Below are 21,209 nucleotides of genomic sequence, written 5' to 3' on the forward strand. Positions count from 1 at the left end.
CGAAAAGACCTCATTTCTCCAAAGAGAGTTGAGGCCTTTTTTCATAAGAAATTAGTAAAATAATTAGCAGAGTGTAGTCAGGCTGCGTGTTTATTTTAACCCCGATCTACTTAATCACCTTCGGAAACACATAAGTAGCCACCGTATCAATCATGATTGGGTAAAAAACGATAAATGAATTGGTACACAATAACACATAATAATAGAACTTGCCTGATTTTTTATGAAAGAAGAGCGGAACGAGTGCAAGTAGAGCTCCTATAATGGCGATGGTGCTGAACGCATACGTCCCCTCTGCCTCCCCAAATCGCAAAATATAGATAAAATACCCAAACGATCCATTAAAAAACAAAATAATTGTCGATAGGATGATACTTGTATAAATCGCTATTTTGAGCAAAATCGATAGAAGCTTCTCCTTCATAGCATTCCCTCCAATTGTCGATTTTTTGTATATTCTACTAAAATTTTACTATATTTGCAGAATTAAGGAAAGTTGGTTATGAAATTTTTATAGACAAATAGAAAAAACATGATATGATACTTTTGTTCAGATGATTTTTCATGTCGAAAGAACTAGTAATTGAAACTTTTTGTCGAATCAAACGTCTACTATAGAGTTAGACTAAAAATAGATAACTAGAGATGCAGTTTAATAAAAATTAAATAAAAGGATGATGTGCATGAATCGTTCAGATCGCAAAAAGAAAAAAGGCGGTAAAAAGTGGTTAAAGATTACTGCTAGTATCATTGGTGTGATTGTTCTTGCTGTTGTTGGATATGGGTTTTATTTATATCAAAACTTAGCGACAACGGTTGATAAGATGCATGAAGAACGTACTCCTTCTAGCATGCGTGAAAAGGAATTCGATTTAGGTAAAGGAGATCCTATTTCGTTCCTATTAATGGGTGTGGATGAGCGTGCAGGTGATAGAGGTCGTGCCGATTCACTGATTGTAATCACGTTAAATCCAAACACAAATTCAATGAATATGCTCAGTATCCCACGTGATACTCGTGTTGAAATTGTTGGACGTGGTACTCAAGACAAAATCAACCACTCTTATGCGTTCGGTGGGACAGATATGACTCTTGCAACAGTTGAAAAGTTCCTAGATATTCCGATCGATTACTATATCAAAGTGAATATGGAAAGCTTCAAGGATATTGTTGATACACTTGGTGGAATAACTGTAAATAATACAAAGACTTTCACATATGAGGGTGTCACTTTCAATGAAGGTCCCCTTAATTTAGATGGTGAAAAAGCTCTTAAATTCTCACGTGTTCGTAAAATTGATAGTGACTTCGGACGTCAGGATCGTCAGCGTGAAGTGATTCGTGCCATTATTGATAAAGGTGCATCACCAGCGGTTGTTACTAAAATTGATGACCTTCTAGCAGTAGCTGGTGGGAATATCACAACGAATATGACATTCAAAGAAATGCAGTCTGTTCAAGCTAATTACGCTGGTGCTCGTCACAACAATGATCAATCAATGATCAAAGGTAGTGGCCAAATGATCGGCGGCATTTACTACTATGTAGTGCCAGAAGAAGAGCGTCAAGCTGTGATTACTAAGTTAAAAACGAATCTTGAATTGAATTAATGATGATAAGGCTGTTTGGAAACTTGCTTTCCGAGCAGTCTTTTTTTGTTTGGGCTGGGCGGGGGCATTCGTTGAATCTTGCTGGATCTTCGTCGGATTATCGCTCTGGTTCGTTGGATTCCACTCTGATTTCGTTGAATGAATGGATATGCTTCATCCATCAAGATCCTTTCATTGAATTCGGCTCTTCTTTCGTCGGATTATCCCCTTGGTTCGTTGGATTCCACCTTGATTTCGTTGATTTATTTGATATGCTACATCCATCAAGGGCCGTTCGTTGAATCATACTCTTCTTTCGTCGGATGATCGCTCTGGTTCGTTGGATTCCACTCTGATTTCGTTGAATGAATGGATATGCTACATCCATCAAGATCCTTTTGTTGAATTCATGCTCACTTTCGTCGGATTATCCTCTTGGTTCGTGGGATTCCTCTCCGATTTCGCTGAATTAAATTGCCTTTTTCAGAAAGGCAGGCCTTTCGTTGAATCTTACTTATTTTTCGAGGAATGATAAGTAGGGATCCCCACCCATTTTTTAAACAATACTGTTATTTATCATATAGTTAGTGATATAGTGAAAATAAATGAGTCCGTTATTAGGAGGATATAGATGAAGGACATTTCGATTACGATTTTAGAAACGAGTGATTTGCATGGTCATATTTGTCCCATTCATTACGGCACGAATCAGCCGCAGTCGCTTGGCCTAGCCAAAATTTCCAGCTATATCAAGAATGTGCGCAAGACTGAGGCGCATACGATTTTAATAGACAATGGGGACAACATCCAAGGAACTCCGCTTACTTATCATTATGTCCGCAATCAAGATACCCTTTCAAATCCAATCACTCAAACATTGAATCATTTGAACTATGATGCTGCTGTTATTGGCAACCATGAATTTAATTATGGTATGAAGACGTTGAAGAAGGCTGTTTCTGAATCTGAGTTCCCATGGTTAAGTGCGAATATCCTAGACCGTGAGACGAATCAGCCTTATTTTGGCAAGCCTTATGTGATTAAGAGTTTTGCCGATGGTTTCAAGGTTGCCATTTTGGGGTTAACCACGCATTATATTCCTAATTGGGAGAAGTCTGAGCATATTAAGGATTTGACGTTCGAGGACAGTTTGACGTGTGCTAAGGCTTGGGTTAAGCATATCCGCACGCATGAGAAGCCCGATTTGTTGATTGTTTCCTATCATGGGGGATTTGAGTGTGACCTTGATACAGGAGAGCCAACGGAAAGGTTGTCTGGGGAAAATCAAGCGTATGCAATCTGTGAAGAAGTTTCTGGAATCGATATCTTATTAACTGGACATCAGCATCGTTTGCTTACTGGCGTCGTTCATGGAGTGACGATTGTTCAGCCTGGCTGCAATGGTGCGTATATTGGGCGTGTTGATGTTCGTCTTGAGAAAACGGATGATGGCTGGAGCTGTGTGAGTAAGAAGCCTGCGATTGTGAATGTCGAACCCTTTGCGCCAGATGAAACCATTCTTGCAATGATTCAGCCTTATGAGGACGCCACACAAACTTGGTTGGATCAAACGATTGGCCGGATTGATGGAGATATGATCATTGATGATGCTTTTCAAGTTCGCTTGAAGGAGCACCCGCTGATTGAGTTCATTAATAAGGTGCAGATGGATGCCGCTCATGTGGAGATTTCTAACACCGCCCTTTTTAATAATCAAGCAAAAGGGCTTCCAACTGAAGTTTCAATGCGTGATATCGTCTCAAATTACATTTATCCGAATACCTTGACCGTGTTAGAGGTGACTGGGCAAGATATGAAGGATGCATTAGAGCGTAGTGCGTCTTATTTCATCATCGGTGATTCGGGTGAAATTGAGGTCAATCCTTCTTTCTATGACCCGAAGCCGCAGCATTATAATTATGATATGTGGGAAGGAATAGAGTATACGATTAACGTATCAAAGCCGTTTGGACAGCGTGTTGTGTCGCTATCGAAAAATGGGCAACCGCTTGATCCTAAGCAACACTATCATATCGTCATGAATAACTACCGAGCTACTGGCGGCGGTGAATACGCGATGTTCAAGGATAAGAGGATTGTGCGTGAAATTCAAATTGACATGACTGAGATTTTGGCTAATTACTTTATGAAGCACAAAACAGTCAAAGCTGAGGTGAATTATAATTGGCGGGTTGTTAAAGAGAGGTGATGGCTGGGGCTCTTTGGCATTCATCATGGGATTTATAAGCAAAATTTCTTCCTTTATTTCACAAATTCGGCGAGTCCACTGGCCTGATCGGCATCTTATTTTGTGTCCGGGAGATTTTTAAGCGGAGATTTTACTGCTATTGTGGTTTTGGGTAGCTTAAGGGGCCGAATTAAGGGAAGTATTTTCCGTTAACTGCTTAAATCCGGGTCAATTTTGATGATTTTGGGGATTTAACGGTAAATAATTCCCTTATTTTAAAGAAAATTGGTCCATTTTCTGATATAAGCGAAAATTTTACCGCTAATTTCTAAATGGTGGTCTAATAGCTTGATATAAGAGCATCTTCCTATGTTTCTCAAATTCAGCACCACCACCCACTCTCAGCTTGTCCCTCCAAAAAAAGAGCTACAATTAAGCAGCTCGATTTCTCTTCCTCTTCCCACATGTCATACACCGGTCGTCGAAATAACTAAACTTGTGTTTTCTCCGTAAGAAACAAACAATTGCTTTTAGCTTCATTTAATCATCCCCAATTTCCCATTAGGTTGCATAGCCGTCATAGTGACCCCCCGGACCCTAAGTACATTGCTTTGAGTCCCTATCCTTCAAAAGGATTACTCTTAGCTGATTAATGAAAGTTATTTCTCTCTTTGCGACTATATTACCACAATAAGGAAAACATAGCGACATTATTTTACAGAATTTTAAAAAAACTTAAAACTCCAGTCTCTTTTTTTACAAAAAAAATATAGAGAACAATGTCTCTATAAGTTCATCAGCCCTATTCCTGCCCAATTTGAACAATATTCGTTGCACTTAGCAGGTTTCCATCTGGATCCTTGAAGCCAAATCCACCAAATTCCCCTTGTACATTCAGTGGTCCTACATCTACTCCGTTGTCCTGTAGGAATTTGTGAAATCCTTCTAAATTGTACGTGTAGAAATCGATCACACTATGAATCACTTTTGTCTGTGTATTTTCAAAGTGGATTCGCTTTGGGTCATCAGTTCGAACAAGATAAATGCTGGCTATCCCTTTTGCGTTAAAGCTTAGCATCGCATCGTGCTCTGTTTTGTGCTGTACGACTAAATTCAACATTTTGGCATACCAATTCACCGACTCTTCGATATCTGTTACTGGTAATTCGAACGTTGCAATTCTGGTCACGTAACTAGGCATGTTAATCCCCTCCCCTTAGTAACCTTCAATCCTTAATTATAAATATCTGATGAAGAATGTAAACGTTTTTTCGCTTATCCCGCTCATTTTCCGACACAAAAAATGCTCCCTACAAAAAGGAGCATCAAAAAAGGAAAAGGGGGAATACATTACCATTATTGCCAACCTGCGTAACTTTAAACCATTTTTTGTGTATTTTTTTGATTATGATCGTTATCTGTATCTCTCAAGCCCAATCTTCCATTCTCATAGATGATTTGTAACCGATGTAGCTTATCTGCAACATCCTCTTGATAATAAATCGGTAAGCCCATCACTTCCATCTGATTATCTTCATCCCTTAACTCATCCAGAGTTAATTTAAATTTCGATAATCCTCATGTGCTTTTTTCATTATAGCCAATTCGCACTCCTGATTTATTTCTCTTCTTCATCAGCTGCTGTAGAAATTGGCTTGCTTCTAATGTGATTATCACCAGTCTACCACCTCTTTTGTCGAGTTACTTTCCCTAAATTCGTCATGAAACTTGATAATCCTTCTTACAGTTTCCCACATTTCATATTTGTCCTACATCCCATGCAACACCCACTATCCCTATAGAATAATAAAGTATCAAAAAGGATACTATAACATATAGACATGATAAGGAAGTGATATCGATGATTGTCTTTCTTCTTTGTTTTTTGATGGCAACGCTATTCTTAATCATTAATTTAAAAAGCAAATTGCTTCCTATTGAAGTGATTTTTTATTGGCTTGTAAATGCTATGCTTTCATACCAGATTGTGTTCATTGTGGTTACGAATCTTGAATGGATTAAGTTCACAGAAAATGATATTTCAGCAATCACTTTCATCATGAATTTTATCTATCTTTTTCCGATGTTAACTCTTTTCTTTCTTTCTCTATTGATAAACTCTCATTCCACTATGAATAGAATCTTGATCATGGTCGCGGCATTACTGCTTCATACTCTTCTGATTCACATGGGTAATGTTATTGAACTTTATGATCTACATAAAGTGAAGATGTATCATACTCTTATCTATTGGATTATCGTATTCCTCGGAAACTTGGGGTTACTTCGTGGCTATCGTAGAATGCTAAGGAGAGCAGGGGTCTTATATGGAAATTCTCATCATGCCAAAGAAGTTCGATGAAAATGAAATTTTTGTTCTAATTGTTATTTCAGGATTATTATTAATCTCCATTCTTACAAAAAAACTGTTTCCAATCCATGTATTTTTACCTATTATCTTCATTAACTCTTTTATTGGGCAACTCTATGATGTTTTTTTAGCTATTCCTCCCTTTGATATATACGACAGTTTTGATACAACCAAATATGATTTATTCGATGCTGTATTATATCTTATTGTGTACCCTTTGTATGGTTATTTATTTTTCTACTCATTTGAACGGTTTTATCGCATCTCTGCCTGGATCCATGTCATCGCATGGGCGGGAGCGAGTACCTTCTTTGAATGGGTCTCACTTTATTTCAATGTATTTCAATATGACAATTGGCATATTTCATATTCTTTTCCCGTCTATCTTAGTGTGTTCACCACACACGTCTTTTTCTATAGATGGCTGACGAAGCAATTGAAGCATCCATCCAAACGATATCAGCAAAATGAATCATCTGAAAAGCTCTGAGTCCTTCTGTTGGCTCGGAGCTTTCGTTATTAAATGAGTTCATAGACGATTTCAGAAAGTCGGTGTCTGATCACTACTTGTGTCTTTCTTACCCTTTCATCATCTGCCTTGAGATCCTCTGCTTGAACCTGCCAAGATAGCTCTGTTTCATCCTCTAGCTTTGTGACTTCTTGTTCAATCCAGTCTTGCGATAATTGATAGATTCGTATGCATGTATCCTCATCCTCGAACTCTGTGGGGAGGCGATAGTGTAGGTTTTCTAGTCGTGACTCGAGTTCGATCGGGTCTTGTTTTTGAAAGATGGTGTGAAGTTCCTTGATGAAATGTGGGTCAAATGATTCTTCTTGCATTTTCATTTGTAGATTTGGTAGTGTGACCTTTTTTGTTTTCAACATAGTAGCCTCCTGACATCCTACTAAAAAAGCGACCAAGACATGGTGCTTGGTTGCTTTCTTATTGTAATCCTCTACGAATATAGTTTGCAGTTATTGGTTCTTTGCCAAGTTCTCTTGCCCAGATTGATAATTGTCCGATATGATGGATTTCGTGCACGATGATATGATTCAGCACTTCTCCGTATGTATATTTGTCGTCTTCTAAGATTAATTCGATTTTGTCGAGGTCTTCATGCCAGCCCATGACAAATTCTTCAATTTCCTCATGCCATTTGTTATGTAATTCAATGACATCCTCCAGCGTTTTGTAGTCGTTCGCTCTGATTTCGGCGATCCTCCCACCTTTTAAATCTTGAATCCAATCATATTCCACCACGATGATATGGAGAAGGGTGTGAAGTATATTTCCGATTCCACCATTGCGTTCTGCTAACAGCTCTTCATTTGAAAATTGCTTGCACCAGTCAAACCATTCCTGTCGAACCATCCAATTATATAAAAATAAGTTTTTCATCAGCGGTCTCCTCTCATGAAAGTGAAATGTCATCCTGTCAGTTCGTGTCATATCATTCATAGCATATATCGACATTATATACATTCAACACGAATCAAGAAATCCCTTTTTTTGTTAAAATAGTTATTTTATAAATACCCTTCATATTTGTACGAAAATATTGATAAATTTATGTCTCAAATTCGACAAAAAAAGATAATGAAATCATGAATCATCCCTGTTATAATCTCTAAGGAACTAATTATAAAGATTAAAGGTGGGCATTATGGGGAATACTTGCAGATTTGTTGTGAACGCAACCGGTAAAGGCGGCGAAACATACTATACCCATTGTAAAGATAAAAAAGAATTAAAAAATTGGATTTCTGAAAATGAACATAAATTGTCCATGGATGAATTAAAAATTCTAGATCGTAGCAAAAATCCATTAGTGCGTTTTTTAAGCTTAATTAAGTAACAATCAAACTTGCCCTCCTTTGTGGGGCAGGTTTTTTTGATCCGCAGGACGGCATTTGTTGAATGATGCTGTTCTTTCGTTGGATTCCACTCCACTTTCGGCGGATTATCGCTCTGTTCCGTCGGATTCTACCTTGATTTCGTTGAATGAATTTGCTTTTGTCAGAACGGCTGGGCCGTTCGTTGAATCTTGCTATTCTTTCGTTGGATGATCGCTCTATTTCGTTGGATTCCACTTCGATTTCGTTGAATGAATTGATATGCTTCCATCCATCAAGAGCCTTTCGTTGAATTCAGCTCGACTTTCGTCGGATAATCGTTCTGTTTCGTTGGATTTCACCTTGAGTTCGTTGAATGAATTTGCTTTTGTCAGAACGGTTGGGCCGTTCGTTGAATCATACTCTTCTTTCGTCGGATTATCCCCCTGTTTCGTTGGATTCCACTTCGATTTCGTTGAATAAATTCATATACTATATATCCATTAATAACCTTTTCCAAGCACTCCTAATTATATCCATCTCTGCCACTTCTTTATTACAACTATGTAATAATTATTTCAATCCAAAGACCTTTTGGGAATTAGGCACAAATTTGTGATAAAATTGACCTATTCTTTGGAGGAAGTGGATTCATGAAACTTATACAAATCATAAAAGAATTATTTTCTTGGGTGAAAGCCATTGTGATTGCTGTGGTGTTATCGATTGTGGTGACTGTATTTATTGGGCAGCCATATTCGGTAAGTGGGAGCTCGATGGAGCCGACGTTGACTGGACTTAATGAAAATGATCCAAATCAAGTGGGTGATCGAGTTGTCGTGATTAAGGGAGCCCTTCTTTTAGCAAACAAGCCGAAATATGGTGACATGGTCATTATTGATAGCCGTGTCGATGAGAGACGAAGCTGGATTGATGATTTGAAGGACAGCCCCATCATTGCGGTGCTTGCTCACAAGGATAAGGAAAGTAATGGAAATACAAATATTTGGATTAAACGTGTCATCGGTGAACCTGGTGATACCTTAGAATTCAGGGATGGCTATGTGTACAGAAATAATGAACGACTAGATGAGGACTACATTAAAGAAGAAATGACCATTCCATTTGAACCTATTGTTGTACCAGAAGGCTCGATTTTTGTGATGGGAGACAACCGGAACTACAGCAGTGATAGTCGCGAAATCGGACCAGTGCCGATCGAGAATATCGTCGGTGAAGTGGTTATGAGAATGTATCCATTTGATAAAATTCAATTGTTTTAACGCAAAAAAAGGATGGTGCCAGGCACCACCCTTTTTTAATTTTTCTTCTGCTTCCCTTTTCTAAATCGATAGCCAAAATATAAGACATATAATGGGACTGCGAAATAGATCAAATATGGGAAGTCGCTGCTTCTGTAAACGTAATAGAGCAGTAGTACGAATAGTATGGTAATAATAGTCCCGTATTTCGGGATCGGAACATCCTTGAAGCTTGGGATTTTGATTTTACTTACCATTAATAATGACAAGACGACAAAGGATGTCGTGATTACGATCGATGGAATCCATGGTTTTAACATCACGATTAGTGTTAATAAACCGCCGGCAGCTGTGATGGGAATGCCTGTGAAATAATGCTGTGAGTTTTTCGCCGTCACATTAAATCGGGCCAACCTGAATGCACCAAATAGTGGGAACATCCCGGCAACCAACAATCCGACCATGCCATGATTTGAAAATGATACATAATACACTAAAACCGCTGGTGCCACACCAAATGTAACAACATCTGCGAGAGAATCTAATTCTTTCCCTAGCTCCGACTGAGCATTCAACATTCGCGCCAGACGACCATCCATACTGTCTAACATCATCCCAATCAGGATTAGAATCGATGCATTCTTGAAATCCCCTTTTGCCGCAAAAAAGATTGATAAAAATCCAACATATAAATTGCAAAGCGTAAATAAATTTGGAATGCTTCTTTTAAATAATTTTCCGTACAAGCTCATACCTCCAACACTTGCTATATCTTCTTAGTGTAAATAATTATATCCTATTTATCCACCCTATAGTAGTTAATCTTACAAATGAAAAGGCCGACCAAGCCACATGACTCAGTTCGACCAGAAGAAAGTGTTTATAATGAAAACGGTTACAAATAGTTGTAGCTAAAAAAAGAAATTTAAAAAAATCTTTAACCAGCCTAAAAACGCAATCCACAATGGGATGCTAAGCGTGGTTCCCCACATCATTCCAACAAGAAAGTTATTCGATTCCTCTGTCATCAGAGATCCTCTCCTTTGGGGATAAGTTTTTATGCCCCTATTATATAGGACAACGCAAGCGAGTTCTGTCTTTTCATGTCAGTTGAATTATAATTATTTTTGACATTTTTCTATAATAGTTGCTAATTGTCACTTGGAAAGTCGCAGCCTGAAGACACTAAATAAATAGCCCTTATTACTACGATCCTATGTATAGGACAACTTCCCCACAGCATATCCATGTTTTATATACAAGCTTAGGGGGCCATCATTTATGAAATACAGGAAGCGTAGGTCATCAAGTGGACTCGTGATGATTGGTTTGCTCGTGTTAGTGGTCGTGGTTGTCTTGTTCATGTTGTTTCGAAGCACTCCTGAGTCTCAAGCGAAGCGCGTGGTTGACCGGTTTTACCAGCTTGAGCAGGATTCTGATTTCGGCAATGCCTGGGATTTGTTTCATCCACTGATGAAGGATAAATTCACGCGTAGAGGCTATATCCAGGATCGAAATCATGTGTTTATGCAGCATTTTGATGTGAGCACATTCTCATATACGATTGGTAAGGTGAAGTCCTTGAAGTCTTGGAAAATGTCACGCGAGAGTGATCCACTTAATGATGTCTATCGTGTGCCAATTACGCAAACTTTTAAAAGCAAGTTCGGTACCTTCACTTTGAATCAGGATGTGTTTGTAACTAAAGATAAGGAAAATGGGGACTGGCTCATCTTGTGGTCGTATGAATGATGCTTGTCCCACATTATCACCACCTTCTCGTTTGACGAGCCCCGAGGAGGTGGTCATATGTTTCTAATGTCTATTGGGATTTCTTAATGTTTTTGCAAGTTCTTCAATCATGTGCTTCGCGTCCATGTTTGAAAGGTTCTCACCCTTCATATAGGCTCGTATTAACACCTGCTTGAATTCCTCTAAATCAATCTGCCCTTGGACGTTCGTTTTCTTCATGTCCAATGCGAATCACCTCTTATGGAAATACAAAGATGTTTTTTTGTGTGCATCTTTCAAAGAAAGCCTTTACTTATGTATACGCAAGCCTAACTCCTTTTGCGACTGTTAATTGAAAGAAATTTGCATAGGGAATTTGTCTATTGCTTGACTAGCTGTATTGGGGAGCGATTTTCTTTTCTAAATGAGTTATAATAAAAGGATGAATTTCTTTCAGTATTAACTATTTGAATATTCGCACACTGGAGGTGGAGATCTGTCATGCTAGAGCATGAGGTATCAAAGGAACTGGTTCTTGGTTATGCCGACGTGTTAAAAAAGAGGTTCTCATTCAACAATGAGGCAGATCAAGCCTTGATTAAAAAGGGATTGAACCTGTATCGACAAGGCAGTGTCTATAATGTTCAATTTTCAAATGAATTGGTGCGGGGACGGGTTCAGGATGTCATTCCTGTGGATGTCACCTTGAATTTAGAGGATTTCGAAGGCTCAACATGTAGCTGCCCTTCGACGGAATTCTGTCGCCATCAAATGGCGGTGTTTTTTTCCATTTATGCTAGTGTGGCTCGGATTGGTGCGTTGCTTGATGAGTGGAAAGAGGAGATTATTCCAACGAGTCCGCTTGCCATTCCGTCCCTCATGAAAGCACGAGATTTACATAAGCCGTATGAGGAATTATCACTGATTAGCTGGCAAGCGTTTTTCAAACGAGAGTATGAATCGTTTCTTGAACAATATTCAGAGCGTGACCGCCATTTCTTCTCGTCATTATATTATTCTTTCTTTCAAAAGGTGTCTGCAAAAGGTCCGAAGGTGAAAGAGACGAACCGATTGTTTGCCATTCACACAGGTATTTTCACGATTAATAAGATGCTTGAGGTGATGGATAAGCAGAACCTGCAGCCGTTTCAGTTTGATACGTGGGTGAGTCCTCACTTTCATAATGTGATGGATGATGTCGTTGATGAGATTTTTCATTTACGAGCGATATCTCTTCCGTTTTCGTTAGATACCATTTTGCATGAGAGCATGGATGCGGTTCGCGAGACGTTACTTCGTGAGGGTCATTATTTATTTTACCGATTTTCGATTTATCGGGCGCTTTGGTCTGTGTTGTTTAATCGCAAGAAATGGATTGAGGAAGAAGAAGAATTGCTTGTGACGACGGATAGTGATGACCATGATGGGAATTTGCTAGCCCTTGTTCATCTGGCTTTTTTACAACGAAGAGATCAAGAGGCGATTAATTATTTGTCACGTTTGGATAGTACATATGTGAGTTACAGCTTCTGGTGGATTCATGTGTTGAGTAATAATCATGATTGGAAACGTGTGAGTCATTGGGTTAAGTATGCGGCGCGCTATATTGATTCCTATGTGCAGACATTGGGTTCGTTTGAGGCATGTCGTCATTTTACCAGAACGTTCTTAAAGGAAGTTTCCGACTATTGTGAAGCGAATGATCCGGATTTATATATTGAAATGATGAAGAAATTGCTTCCTTATAGTTATGTGGAGTTTGATCATCATTTGTTACATATGAACGATTACCGTGCTTGGGTCGATCTGCAAATTCTGGTTGGCTATAGTGCAGGCGATTGTGACCGTCAGACATTGAAGAAAATCGAGGATAATGAACGCGAGGCCCTTCTCCCCTTCTACCACCAGGCAGTGATGGATGCATTGGAGCAGAAGAATCGGGCTAGCTATAAGCAGGCGGTGAAGTATTTGCGAAAGCTGCGTGCTTCTTATCGTAAAATCAATCAGCTGGATGTGTGGGAGATGTACATTGAAAGGCTCGCACTTAATCATAAACGGCTACGAGCGTTCCAGCAGGAATTGGCTCGAGCGAATATGATCCCACAACAGGTATAGTGGAAAGAAGGTGAATGTATGTTAGTGACACGGACGATCACGATTGAATGTCAGTGGGATGAAATGAATGGCTGCTATCTTTGGGGAGAAAGTGAGACTGGTGACGAGATCGACCAGAAGAAGCTACGTCCCCTTCTCTTCTCACATCATAAATCATCCTTTTATGGCTCATTTGTGGAGATGAAGCAGTTGTATTATCGCCAAGCGTTCTACTTAACACCATGGCAGGCGCTTGAATTCTTTGGGAATCAATCGAACAATACGTTGGCTCAGTTCAACTATTCTGAGGATTGTCGGACGTATCAGGAAACAGCGGAAATCTTATATAAGGCGGTCCAAGAGATGACCTTTGTTCCCGATTATGAGCAATGGGCTCTTGGTGAGTTTGGATGGACGATTGAAGATGAGGAGCTTGATCTTTTTTCAGCGGATTGGTTAACGGCGGCGTTAGAGGATTGGTTTGAGCAAGATCCTGTCTTGAGTGAGGCATGGGGTGAACTTCTTCGCGAGTTTCCGTTGATTAAGAATGCTGGCAATCAGCTGATTGCGGCGAATGAAACGGATTGGCTTGAGAAAATTGGTTGGATCAAGGATATGTCGCCATTTAATGTTGTGCTGCGCCTGATTGAACCTGATCAAGATGATGAGCCTTGGCAGATTGAAACAATGATGCGTGATAAAGAGAAGGAACAAATTATTTATGCGTATGGAGATATGCTGCCGATTGCTTGGCGTAAGCATGTTGAGAAGATTGAACGTGAGCAAAAGGTGTGGACAACGCTTGTCCCTTGGCTACGGGCTGAGGATGGCGGTGTTGTAAGCGAAATCTCTGAGTTCCAGGCTTGGTCATTTTTAACAGAGGACAGTGAATTATTGCTTGAAGCTGGGGTTGAAATCCAGTTACCGTCTTGGTGGCAAGCGATCAAGGATGCACAATTGGCGGTGAAGGCGAAAGTGAAATCAACCTCGGCTACGAAACGTCAATCGTTTGTCGGATTAAATGCGTTGATTGATTTTGACTGGCGTTTTTCCACTAATGGAGTTGATCTCTCTGAGGATGAATTTATGAGTCTCGTAGATCAGAAACGTAGACTTGTCAACATTCGTGGGCGCTGGATTAAGCTTGACCCTGCCTTCATTAAGCAGGTGCAGTCGATTTTATCAAAGGCAAACAAGGAAGGGCTTAGCTTCCGTGATGTGTTAGAGCAGGAGCTGCTTGATCCGAAGGACGCGGACACAGATGATGAGGCTGGTTCACAGAATCCGTTTGCCCATGTGGAGATTGAGTTGAACCGTCATTTGTCTAAAATGGTGAAGCAGCTGTCTGAGATTAAGGAAATTCCACCTGCAGCAATCCCGTCTGATTTCACCGGTGAGTTACGTCCTTACCAGCAGCAAGGTGTCGATTGGCTTCTCTTCTTACGCCGCTTTGGGTTTGGGGCTTGTTTGGCAGATGACATGGGTCTTGGAAAAACGATTCAAATGATTGCCTATTTCCTGTCTGTGAAGGAGCAAGGTGCGAAGCCTTCCCTCATTATTTGTCCAACGTCTGTGCTTGGAAACTGGCAAAAGGAGCTTGAGAAATTCGGTCCGACGTTGAAGGTGCATCTTCATTATGGAGCCAATCGCGGCAAGGGTGAGGATTTCCCGATTTCGGTGTCAGATGCGGATGTTGTGTTGACGTCTTACGGGCTGTCTCATTTGGATTATGAGGAGATTTCTGCCTATGATTGGGGTACGATTTGCTTAGATGAGGCGCAAAATATTAAAAACGCGCAAACGAAGCAATCACGTGCGATTCGAAGGTTAAGCGGTGCACATCATATTGCGTTAACGGGAACACCGATGGAAAATCGCTTAACGGAGTTGTGGTCGATTTTTGATTTTACCAACGAAGGCTATTTAGGTAGCTTAGGTCAGTTCCAAAAACGCTATGTGGCGCCTATTGAAAAGGATCGCGATACGGAGAAGATTGGTCAGCTGCAACGCTTGATTCGGCCATTTTTACTAAGAAGAACGAAAAAGGATGAAGATGTGGCACTGAATTTACCGGATAAGCAGGAGCAAAAGGAATATTGTCCGCTGACGGTAGAGCAGGCGTCAATGTATGAGCAGCTTGTGAAGGACACGTTTGAGCAAGTCGAACAGCTGGCTGGGATGCAGCGCAAGGGTCTTATTCTGAAAATGCTTAGTAAGCTGAAGCAGGTTTGTAATCACCCTGCTCTCTATTTAAAGGAGGATCGTCCAAGCGAGATCGAGACTCGTTCGAATAAAATGGATAAGCTGATGGATTTGGTGACTCATATTCGTGAGCAGGATGAAAGCTGCCTGATCTTCACTCAGTATATTCAAATGGGTGAAATGATTAAATCGGTGCTGGAAAAGCAGTTCGGCGAAGAGGTGATGTTCCTGAACGGAAGTATCGCGAAGAATACTCGTGATGAGATGATTGCAAGCTTCCAGAATCGAAAGTACAATATCCTGATTCTGTCGCTGAAGGCTGGTGGAACTGGGTTGAACCTGACCGAAGCCAACCATGTCATTCACTATGACCGTTGGTGGAATCCGGCGGTTGAAAATCAAGCGACTGACCGTGCTTACCGAATTGGACAGAAACGCTTTGTCCATGTTCACAAGCTCATCAGTACAGGGACGCTTGAGGAAAAAATTGACGAAATGCTCGAGAAGAAACAAGCCCTCAATGACGAAATTATCCAAAGCGAAAGCTGGATTACCGAGCTTTCTAATCATGATTTAAAGGATTTACTCTCATTGAGATAAGAGTTGTTTGGATAAGGAGTGATGGTCATGGCGAAAATGGTTCAGACAAAGAAGGAACGGAAGAAGAAAGACGTTGTGAATGAGAAGCATAAGGATAAAGCTGAAGCTTGGCAGAAGTTGTTTGCTGTGGTGGAGGCTAGGATGAAGAAATAGTGTGGTAGTTGGAGGGTTACTCCGATGATTGTACTCCGCGTTGACAGCTGTGGGCTATTTTCACAGCTGTCATTTTTTATTTGATGAAGTTATTTACCGTAACTAACATATGTACGAGCAATTAGATCATGAATCGTTCTCTTGTCTTTTCGAAAGATAAGCATAAATACACTTACAATACTTGAGATTCCTAGTGTTACATACATAAGTAGGAATTTCCCTATGAATTCTCTTAAAAACATATTCTTAAAGGTTAGTTTTCCTTCATCCATCCGTCTAATATTTATATTAAACATACGTTTCCCAATAATATATCCACTCCATAGTAGAGGCAAGGCTGTCATGTATATGGTATAAATAATTTGCCAAGTCCACCCCATAGCCCACTCATATGAATAATCCCCTTTTATCCAATAAAAAGCCAAAGCAATAGGCAAACTAAGTATAAAAAAATCTAAGAAATCCGCTAACACCCTGATACCAAATCCAGCTGGCTTTTTACTCATGAATATCTCTCCCCTCTTTTTCAAATTTTAACAGATTTTACCTCATTTAACCATCAACTCTTCCAACTTCCTTCCAGTTACTATGTTTTATACATAAGGACAAAAAAACGCCCAATTCTCAGACTGGGGATGGAAACCTCTTACGTAGTGGATGGGTTCACTACAAAAAGAAATTGACCGGTTGTCTGGAATCAGGCAATGATATGGGGACAAGCTTAATCTGATAAGATTTCACAAGCGAGTTGATCGCGGGATTATTTTTTATAGGCTGTTTTCTCAAAGTTTGTTGTTTTTTGAGATAAATTAATTGAAAGTAGATTTCTAGCAGACTGAATACATGGAGACTCCCGTGGGATGCGTAGCCTAAGTGAGACCCCGCAGGAGGGCTAGCGACGAGGAGGCTCACCGGTTACCCCACAGGACGCGGAGTGTATTCAGGCTGCGGTAGTCAAAGCAACAATATATGCGAAAACAGCCTTTTATAAAAATACAATGTGAGTAAATTAGTTGTGTGGAGACCTGGTGATTTTATTCAAATGAAGATTTAAGAGAAGACTATGCTAATCGCAATGCTGATACACCTTACCTTCTACCTGCGAATCAATCTCGATAAAGTGTTTTGAATGGCTCATTTCCAACTGGGTCAGCCGTTCGTCTATCTGATTTAGCAGCGTTTCAAGATGGTGGCCAATCCCAATGGCAAGTCTATCAATTCGTTGATCAATTAATTTCACTTCCTGCTCTATCATTTGTTCCTCCTTACTGCTCGACTAATTCACGTGGCTTTCCACCCATGAATTTGACGGATTCCGCTAACACATCTGTTACATACACTCTGCGACCATTGTTATCATAGCTCCTAGTCTGGATCCTACCAGTGACACCAATGATCGACCCCTTTTTGCAGAAATTCGCCGTGTTTTCGGCGGTTTTGCGCCACAGTGTACAATTGACAAAGTCTGCTTCAATCTCCCCTGCTTGGCTCTTATAATTTCTACTTACAGCCAGCGTAACATTTGCGACCGCTTGACCGTCCTGGGTGTAGCGAATTTCTGGATCTCTAGTCAACCTGCCTACCAAAATCACTTGATTTATCAACGTTAGTCCAAGCTCCTTTCTCAATAGTTTGTGTATCAATTCACATAGATATCATAACGAATGACTTTTATCCAGTAAAATGGATTATTTTACATTTTCATACAGAATCATCGGTAAAAATACAATTTTCACCAGCATTCGAGCCAAACGTCCTATAGGGGGCATGCAAAAAGCACTAGTTTCAACATTGTGAGTTATTTTTTTAGGCTGTTTTCTCAAAGTTTGTTGTTTTTTGAGTGAATTTATTTAGAATAGATTTCTAGCAGACTGAATACACGGGGGACTCCCGTGGGACTAGTAGGCTCCCACAGGATGCGGAGTGTATTCAGGCTGCGGTATCAATAGCTACAATATATACGAAAACAGCCTTTTTTTTAAATAGACTCTACTATTTCCATGATTCGATTTTTTTCTCATTCATCGTTATGATATAATTTTTTTAAAAGGATAGAACGAACAGGGAGGGTATTTTTTGAAGACATTTAGACTTGTGTCTCTCAGTGTTTTGCCTGATTCACCTTCAGAAGAAGAAATTGTCGAAGTAGATTTAATAGAAGGTCTGATCATTAACCGAGAGGATAACGACAGACGCTGGATTATCGAAGCATTTATTGATAAAAGCTACACAGACCTTTTTACCACTTATAAAGCAAGTAATAGAGAGCTCCAACTTCGAGTGAAGATTACCGATGAATCGAACGAGCCTGCATTCGTCGTCGCGACCATTATGTCGATTAATGTACTCAGCGAACATTTAAGCGTTCTATTTGATGCAAAAATTGCACGGACCAAATTTGTCAATTCAGAGGTCATTCTCGCTCAGCTCCTGCAACAAGGCTTACAGGGCGAAGAATTACTGAAGCAATTTAACCATCTTGTGCATCAAGAACGGAAGAAATTGAAAACTGTGAAGTAGTTTTGGAATGTGGATTCGACGTAATGTAGTCGGGTCCTACTTTTTTTGTGGATAATGTTCTTGGTGGATGTTAGCATATTGGTTTATTCGATGAAGTTCTTGTGGATTCCAACCAAACTTGGGGATAATCCGACGATATTTGTGCATAATTCATCGAAACGCTCTGCATGGTTGTTAGCAAATTGATTTATTCAACGAAGTTCAGCTGGATTCCCACCAAACTTGAGGATAATCCGACGATTCTTGTGCACAATTCAACGAAACGCTCTTCATGGATGTTAGCTATATTGATTTATTCAACGAAGTTCAGCTGGATTCCCACCAAACTTGGGGATAATCCGACGATACTTGTGCACAATTCATCGAAACGCTCTGCATGGATGTTAGCATTTTGATTTATTCAACGAAGTTCAGCTGGATTCCCACCAAACTTGGGGATAATCCGACGATACTTGTGCACAATTCAACGAAACACTCTGCATGGATGTGAGCATTTTGATTTATTCAACAAAGTTCAGCTGGATTCCCACCAAACTTGGGGATAATCCGACGATACTTGTGTATAATCCAACGAAACGCTCTGCATGGATGTTAGCATATTGATTTATTCAACGAAGTTCAGCTGGATTCCCACCAAACTTGGGGATAATCCGACGATATTTGTGCATAATTCAACGAAACCCATCCATAATCCAATTTCCCACCCCATCAGCCATTATACAAACAAAAGTCCCCAAATTTGAGGGGACTCTCTTGTTCAAGCTTATTGATTTTCTTCGTCTTCTGGAGTTTCCTCACCAGTTCCTGTTCCTGTACCAGTGTCAGTTCCTGTTTCCGTACCTGTTCCAGTACCACCTTCAGTTCCTGTACCTGTTCCAGTACCACCTTCTGTGCCCGTACCAGTCCCAGTACCACCTTCAGTTCCTGTACCTGTACCAGTTCCGTCTTCAGTGCCCGTACCAGTTCCAGTGTCATCAGTCACATCTTCTTCTGGTGTCACGTCATCAACAGGTGTTTCTTCTGGTGGCGGATCTTGGTCATCAGCCGCACAGCCTGTAATTAAAGCTGCTGCTAGAAGTGAACCTGAAAGCTTAATAAGCCATTTTTTGTTCATGACAATCGCTCCTTTCCTATGATTACTTAAAATAATGACCTGAGATTATGTAGGTCTTTGCTTATGTTACCCAACATTTTGAATAAATTTCATTTTTATAGAAAAAAATTAAAATACAAAAATAAGCTTGAACCATTTCCTGTCCAAGCTTCCTCAAATTATTTGCTCTTTTTACCAAGCCTCTCATTAAACTCTTCTTTATCGACACCCAGTTGCTGCTTTAAAATTCGTGAAAATAGGCCTTTTCCGATCTCACCAGTTCCCTTTGATACCCTTACCCTTTTAATTTCACCATTAGGCAATGTCTTCTCGTAAATGTCGTCTCTTCCATGTCTTATTAAAACATAGCCATCGTTTACTAAAAATTTCCGCAGATCCTTCCAGCTAGCCACGTATTAATGCTTTAACTCCATCAAGGTTCTCTTGAGATAAAACATTAAGAACATAGGGTAAATGTGCTTTTCGATTAGGAGAATGATAGTATCTTGAAAAATCCTGATAATAATCTTGTGCATATTCAACTAATTGCTGGGCTGCATCTTCAATCATCGCTTCAAATGTAGCGCCATAACATACAATATCGTTCAAAGGTAACAAAGAACCCGCAAAGCTTCCGTCCTCTTCTTGTTCATATTCCACCACAATACTGTAGCCTGCCAATAATTCTGTTGTAACCTTTTGCGAGATGGACCAGAATACATCACGATTTCGTTTCACAGCCTGTGGCTTCACATGAACCACATTATCAATAAACTGACTAAAATCTGCACGTACTTGAGTAGCGGATAACAAATTTTGCATCATCATCACTCCTTTTCCTCCTCATTATAGTGATTTCCATATAATGTACATATTGTACATTATGTACATTATAATACAATTTATTCATTTCCGTTCAAAAAAGAACAACAAAAAAAGAGCCCTATTTAAAGAGCTCTCACAACACAGTTATCTGCTTATTCTTTTTTATCTCCAAGGGCAAACATTAATTCCATTTCACATACCAGCTCACCGTCAACCGTTGCAGTTGCTTTCCCTTTACCCATTGCACCACGCACACGAGTCATTTCGACTTCGAGACGTAATTGGTCACCAGGTACAACTTGTCTCTTAAAGCGGCAGTTATCAATGCCGGCGAAGAATGCAAGGCGACCACGATTCTCATCCTTGATTAGCATCGCAACAGCACCAACTTGAGCCAGTGCTTCAACGATAAGAACTCCTGGCATTACTGGGAATTCGGGGAAATGTCCGTTGAAGAATTCCTCGTTTGCCGTCACGTTTTTAATCCCTACAGCACGTTTGCCTTCTTCAAGCTCAAGAATACGGTCTACTAATAAAAATGGATAGCGGTGTGGAATGATTTCTTTGATTTGATTAATATCTAACATTATGTAAAGTACCTCCTGGTTATAGCTCGTTTCTTTAAGCATACTAAAAAGTTGAGCACATGCAAACTATTTTCGATTGCTTCTCTTATTTTGGCCATATTTTTCAACATACATAAAACAATATTTAGAGAGAAGAATATGAGGTAAAAATACAGAGGAGT

Annotated in this window: 26 protein-coding genes; 11 read left to right on the forward strand and 15 right to left on the reverse strand. The window is 39.9% G+C overall.

Translation table 11 applies throughout. The features are described 5' to 3' along the window. Positions 1 to 106: 106 nt before the first annotated feature. Positions 107 to 424: a hypothetical protein gene (locus F7888_RS10590; RefSeq protein WP_191779230.1), complete on the reverse strand. Its 318-nt coding sequence runs from the start codon at positions 422 to 424 to the stop codon at positions 107 to 109. Between the two features lie 259 nt (positions 425 to 683). On the opposite strand from F7888_RS10590, the gene F7888_RS10595 reads away from it, so the two are divergent. Continuing rightward, positions 684 to 1,610, forward strand: a complete 927-nt coding sequence (locus F7888_RS10595) for an LCP family glycopolymer transferase (RefSeq protein WP_191779232.1) — start codon at positions 684 to 686, stop codon at positions 1,608 to 1,610. A 160-nt stretch (positions 1,611 to 1,770) separates the two neighbouring features. Here the strand turns inward: F7888_RS10595 and F7888_RS10600 are convergent, their stop codons facing one another. Next, positions 1,771 to 1,977, reverse strand: a complete 207-nt coding sequence (locus F7888_RS10600; protein ID WP_191779234.1) for a hypothetical protein — start codon at positions 1,975 to 1,977, stop codon at positions 1,771 to 1,773. Between the two features lie 243 nt (positions 1,978 to 2,220). On the opposite strand from F7888_RS10600, the gene F7888_RS10605 reads away from it, so the two are divergent. Continuing rightward, positions 2,221 to 3,798 (forward strand): bifunctional metallophosphatase/5'-nucleotidase, encoded by a 1,578-nt coding sequence (locus F7888_RS10605; RefSeq protein WP_191779236.1) that lies wholly within the window; start codon positions 2,221 to 2,223, stop codon positions 3,796 to 3,798. 781 nt (positions 3,799 to 4,579) lie between these two features. On the opposite strand, the gene F7888_RS10610 is transcribed toward F7888_RS10605, so the two are convergent. Both F7888_RS10610 and F7888_RS10615 read right to left on the reverse strand, forming a co-directional pair. Then, positions 4,580 to 4,978, reverse strand: a complete 399-nt coding sequence (locus F7888_RS10610) for a VOC family protein (protein ID WP_191779238.1) — start codon at positions 4,976 to 4,978, stop codon at positions 4,580 to 4,582. A 176-nt stretch (positions 4,979 to 5,154) separates the two neighbouring features. Beyond that, positions 5,155 to 5,301, reverse strand: a complete 147-nt coding sequence (locus tag F7888_RS10615) for a hypothetical protein (protein WP_191779240.1) — start codon at positions 5,299 to 5,301, stop codon at positions 5,155 to 5,157. 337 nt (positions 5,302 to 5,638) lie between these two features. Here F7888_RS10615 and F7888_RS10620 point away from each other — a divergent pair, with 337 nt between their 5' ends. Further along, positions 5,639 to 6,139, forward strand: coding sequence for a hypothetical protein (locus tag F7888_RS10620; RefSeq protein ID WP_191779242.1), 501 nt, complete (start codon positions 5,639 to 5,641; stop codon positions 6,137 to 6,139). Beyond that, the gene (locus F7888_RS10625; RefSeq protein WP_191779244.1) at positions 6,105 to 6,638 is read left to right on the forward strand and encodes a hypothetical protein; all 534 of its coding nucleotides are present in this window, start codon (positions 6,105 to 6,107) and stop codon (positions 6,636 to 6,638) included. Before F7888_RS10620 ends, F7888_RS10625 begins: the two co-directional genes overlap by 35 nt. 29 nt (positions 6,639 to 6,667) lie before the next feature. On the opposite strand, the gene F7888_RS10630 is transcribed toward F7888_RS10625, so the two are convergent. Both F7888_RS10630 and F7888_RS10635 read right to left on the reverse strand, forming a co-directional pair. Further along, positions 6,668 to 7,033: a hypothetical protein gene (locus tag F7888_RS10630; protein ID WP_191779245.1), complete on the reverse strand. Its 366-nt coding sequence runs from the start codon at positions 7,031 to 7,033 to the stop codon at positions 6,668 to 6,670. A gap of 58 nt (positions 7,034 to 7,091) precedes the next feature. Further along, positions 7,092 to 7,547, reverse strand: a complete 456-nt coding sequence (locus F7888_RS10635; protein ID WP_191779247.1) for a DinB family protein — start codon at positions 7,545 to 7,547, stop codon at positions 7,092 to 7,094. A 265-nt stretch (positions 7,548 to 7,812) separates the two neighbouring features. Here F7888_RS10635 and F7888_RS10640 point away from each other — a divergent pair, with 265 nt between their 5' ends. Together F7888_RS10640 and lepB are read left to right on the forward strand one after the other, a co-directional pair. Next, positions 7,813 to 8,004 carry a hypothetical protein gene (locus F7888_RS10640; protein ID WP_191779249.1) on the forward strand — a complete coding sequence of 64 codons (192 nt, stop codon included), beginning with the start codon at positions 7,813 to 7,815 and terminating at the stop codon, positions 8,002 to 8,004. Between the two features lie 630 nt (positions 8,005 to 8,634). Next, the gene (gene lepB / locus F7888_RS10645) at positions 8,635 to 9,264 is read left to right on the forward strand and encodes a signal peptidase I (protein WP_191779251.1); all 630 of its coding nucleotides are present in this window, start codon (positions 8,635 to 8,637) and stop codon (positions 9,262 to 9,264) included. A gap of 35 nt (positions 9,265 to 9,299) precedes the next feature. Here the strand turns inward: lepB and pssA are convergent, their stop codons facing one another. Next, a complete protein-coding gene (gene pssA / locus F7888_RS10650; protein WP_412095994.1) occupies positions 9,300 to 9,989 on the reverse strand; it encodes a CDP-diacylglycerol--serine O-phosphatidyltransferase in 690 nt (229 codons plus the stop codon). A gap of 535 nt (positions 9,990 to 10,524) precedes the next feature. Here pssA and F7888_RS10655 point away from each other — a divergent pair. After that, complete coding sequence (locus tag F7888_RS10655) at positions 10,525 to 10,995, forward strand: hypothetical protein (protein ID WP_225228733.1); 471 nt, start codon at positions 10,525 to 10,527, stop codon at positions 10,993 to 10,995. A 63-nt stretch (positions 10,996 to 11,058) separates the two neighbouring features. Here the strand turns inward: F7888_RS10655 and F7888_RS10660 are convergent, their stop codons facing one another. Then, complete coding sequence (locus tag F7888_RS10660; protein WP_191779443.1) at positions 11,059 to 11,220, reverse strand: hypothetical protein; 162 nt, start codon at positions 11,218 to 11,220, stop codon at positions 11,059 to 11,061. A 255-nt stretch (positions 11,221 to 11,475) separates the two neighbouring features. Between F7888_RS10660 and F7888_RS10665 the strand changes: the two genes are divergently transcribed. The 3 genes from F7888_RS10665 to F7888_RS22825 are packed head-to-tail and all read left to right on the forward strand — an operon-like array spanning position 11,476 to position 16,023. Then, positions 11,476 to 13,089 carry an SWIM zinc finger family protein gene (locus F7888_RS10665; protein ID WP_191779256.1) on the forward strand — a complete coding sequence of 538 codons (1,614 nt, stop codon included), beginning with the start codon at positions 11,476 to 11,478 and terminating at the stop codon, positions 13,087 to 13,089. An 18-nt stretch (positions 13,090 to 13,107) separates the two neighbouring features. Continuing rightward, complete coding sequence (locus tag F7888_RS10670; RefSeq protein WP_191779258.1) at positions 13,108 to 15,870, forward strand: DEAD/DEAH box helicase; 2,763 nt, start codon at positions 13,108 to 13,110, stop codon at positions 15,868 to 15,870. Between the two features lie 27 nt (positions 15,871 to 15,897). Beyond that, on the forward strand, positions 15,898 to 16,023 hold the full coding sequence (locus F7888_RS22825; RefSeq protein WP_263601190.1) for a hypothetical protein: 126 nt from the start codon (positions 15,898 to 15,900) through the stop codon (positions 16,021 to 16,023). 89 nt (positions 16,024 to 16,112) lie between these two features. On the opposite strand, the gene F7888_RS10675 is transcribed toward F7888_RS22825, so the two are convergent. The 3 genes from F7888_RS10675 to ssb all read right to left on the reverse strand — a co-directional run bounded on the left by F7888_RS10675 (position 16,113) and on the right by ssb (position 17,627). Then, the gene (locus tag F7888_RS10675; RefSeq protein ID WP_191779260.1) at positions 16,113 to 16,529 is read right to left on the reverse strand and encodes an RDD family protein; all 417 of its coding nucleotides are present in this window, start codon (positions 16,527 to 16,529) and stop codon (positions 16,113 to 16,115) included. 560 nt (positions 16,530 to 17,089) lie between these two features. Beyond that, on the reverse strand, positions 17,090 to 17,278 hold the full coding sequence (locus F7888_RS10680; protein ID WP_191779262.1) for a hypothetical protein: 189 nt from the start codon (positions 17,276 to 17,278) through the stop codon (positions 17,090 to 17,092). Between the two features lie 10 nt (positions 17,279 to 17,288). Beyond that, positions 17,289 to 17,627: a single-stranded DNA-binding protein gene (gene ssb / locus F7888_RS10685; RefSeq protein ID WP_191779428.1), complete on the reverse strand. Its 339-nt coding sequence runs from the start codon at positions 17,625 to 17,627 to the stop codon at positions 17,289 to 17,291. Positions 17,628 to 18,099: 472 nt separating this feature from the next. On the opposite strand from ssb, the gene F7888_RS10690 reads away from it, so the two are divergent. Beyond that, positions 18,100 to 18,543 (forward strand): YwpF family protein, encoded by a 444-nt coding sequence (locus F7888_RS10690; RefSeq protein ID WP_191779264.1) that lies wholly within the window; start codon positions 18,100 to 18,102, stop codon positions 18,541 to 18,543. Positions 18,544 to 19,306: 763 nt separating this feature from the next. Here the strand turns inward: F7888_RS10690 and F7888_RS10695 are convergent. The 4 genes from F7888_RS10695 to fabZ all read right to left on the reverse strand — a co-directional run bounded on the left by F7888_RS10695 (position 19,307) and on the right by fabZ (position 21,048). Further along, on the reverse strand, positions 19,307 to 19,657 hold the full coding sequence (locus F7888_RS10695; protein ID WP_191779266.1) for a hypothetical protein: 351 nt from the start codon (positions 19,655 to 19,657) through the stop codon (positions 19,307 to 19,309). Between the two features lie 158 nt (positions 19,658 to 19,815). After that, complete coding sequence (locus F7888_RS10700) at positions 19,816 to 20,049, reverse strand: type II toxin-antitoxin system HicA family toxin (protein ID WP_191779268.1); 234 nt, start codon at positions 20,047 to 20,049, stop codon at positions 19,816 to 19,818. Next, complete coding sequence (locus F7888_RS10705; protein ID WP_191779430.1) at positions 20,042 to 20,464, reverse strand: hypothetical protein; 423 nt, start codon at positions 20,462 to 20,464, stop codon at positions 20,042 to 20,044. The genes F7888_RS10700 and F7888_RS10705 overlap by 8 nt, the downstream gene beginning before the upstream one ends. A gap of 149 nt (positions 20,465 to 20,613) precedes the next feature. Beyond that, a complete protein-coding gene (fabZ, locus tag F7888_RS10710) occupies positions 20,614 to 21,048 on the reverse strand; it encodes a 3-hydroxyacyl-ACP dehydratase FabZ (protein WP_191779431.1) in 435 nt (144 codons plus the stop codon). Positions 21,049 to 21,209 lie beyond the last annotated feature (161 nt).

Origin of the sequence: Litchfieldia stipae (assembly GCF_014837155.1) — a bacterium.
Lineage (GTDB): Bacteria > Bacillota > Bacilli > Bacillales > Bacillaceae_L > Litchfieldia.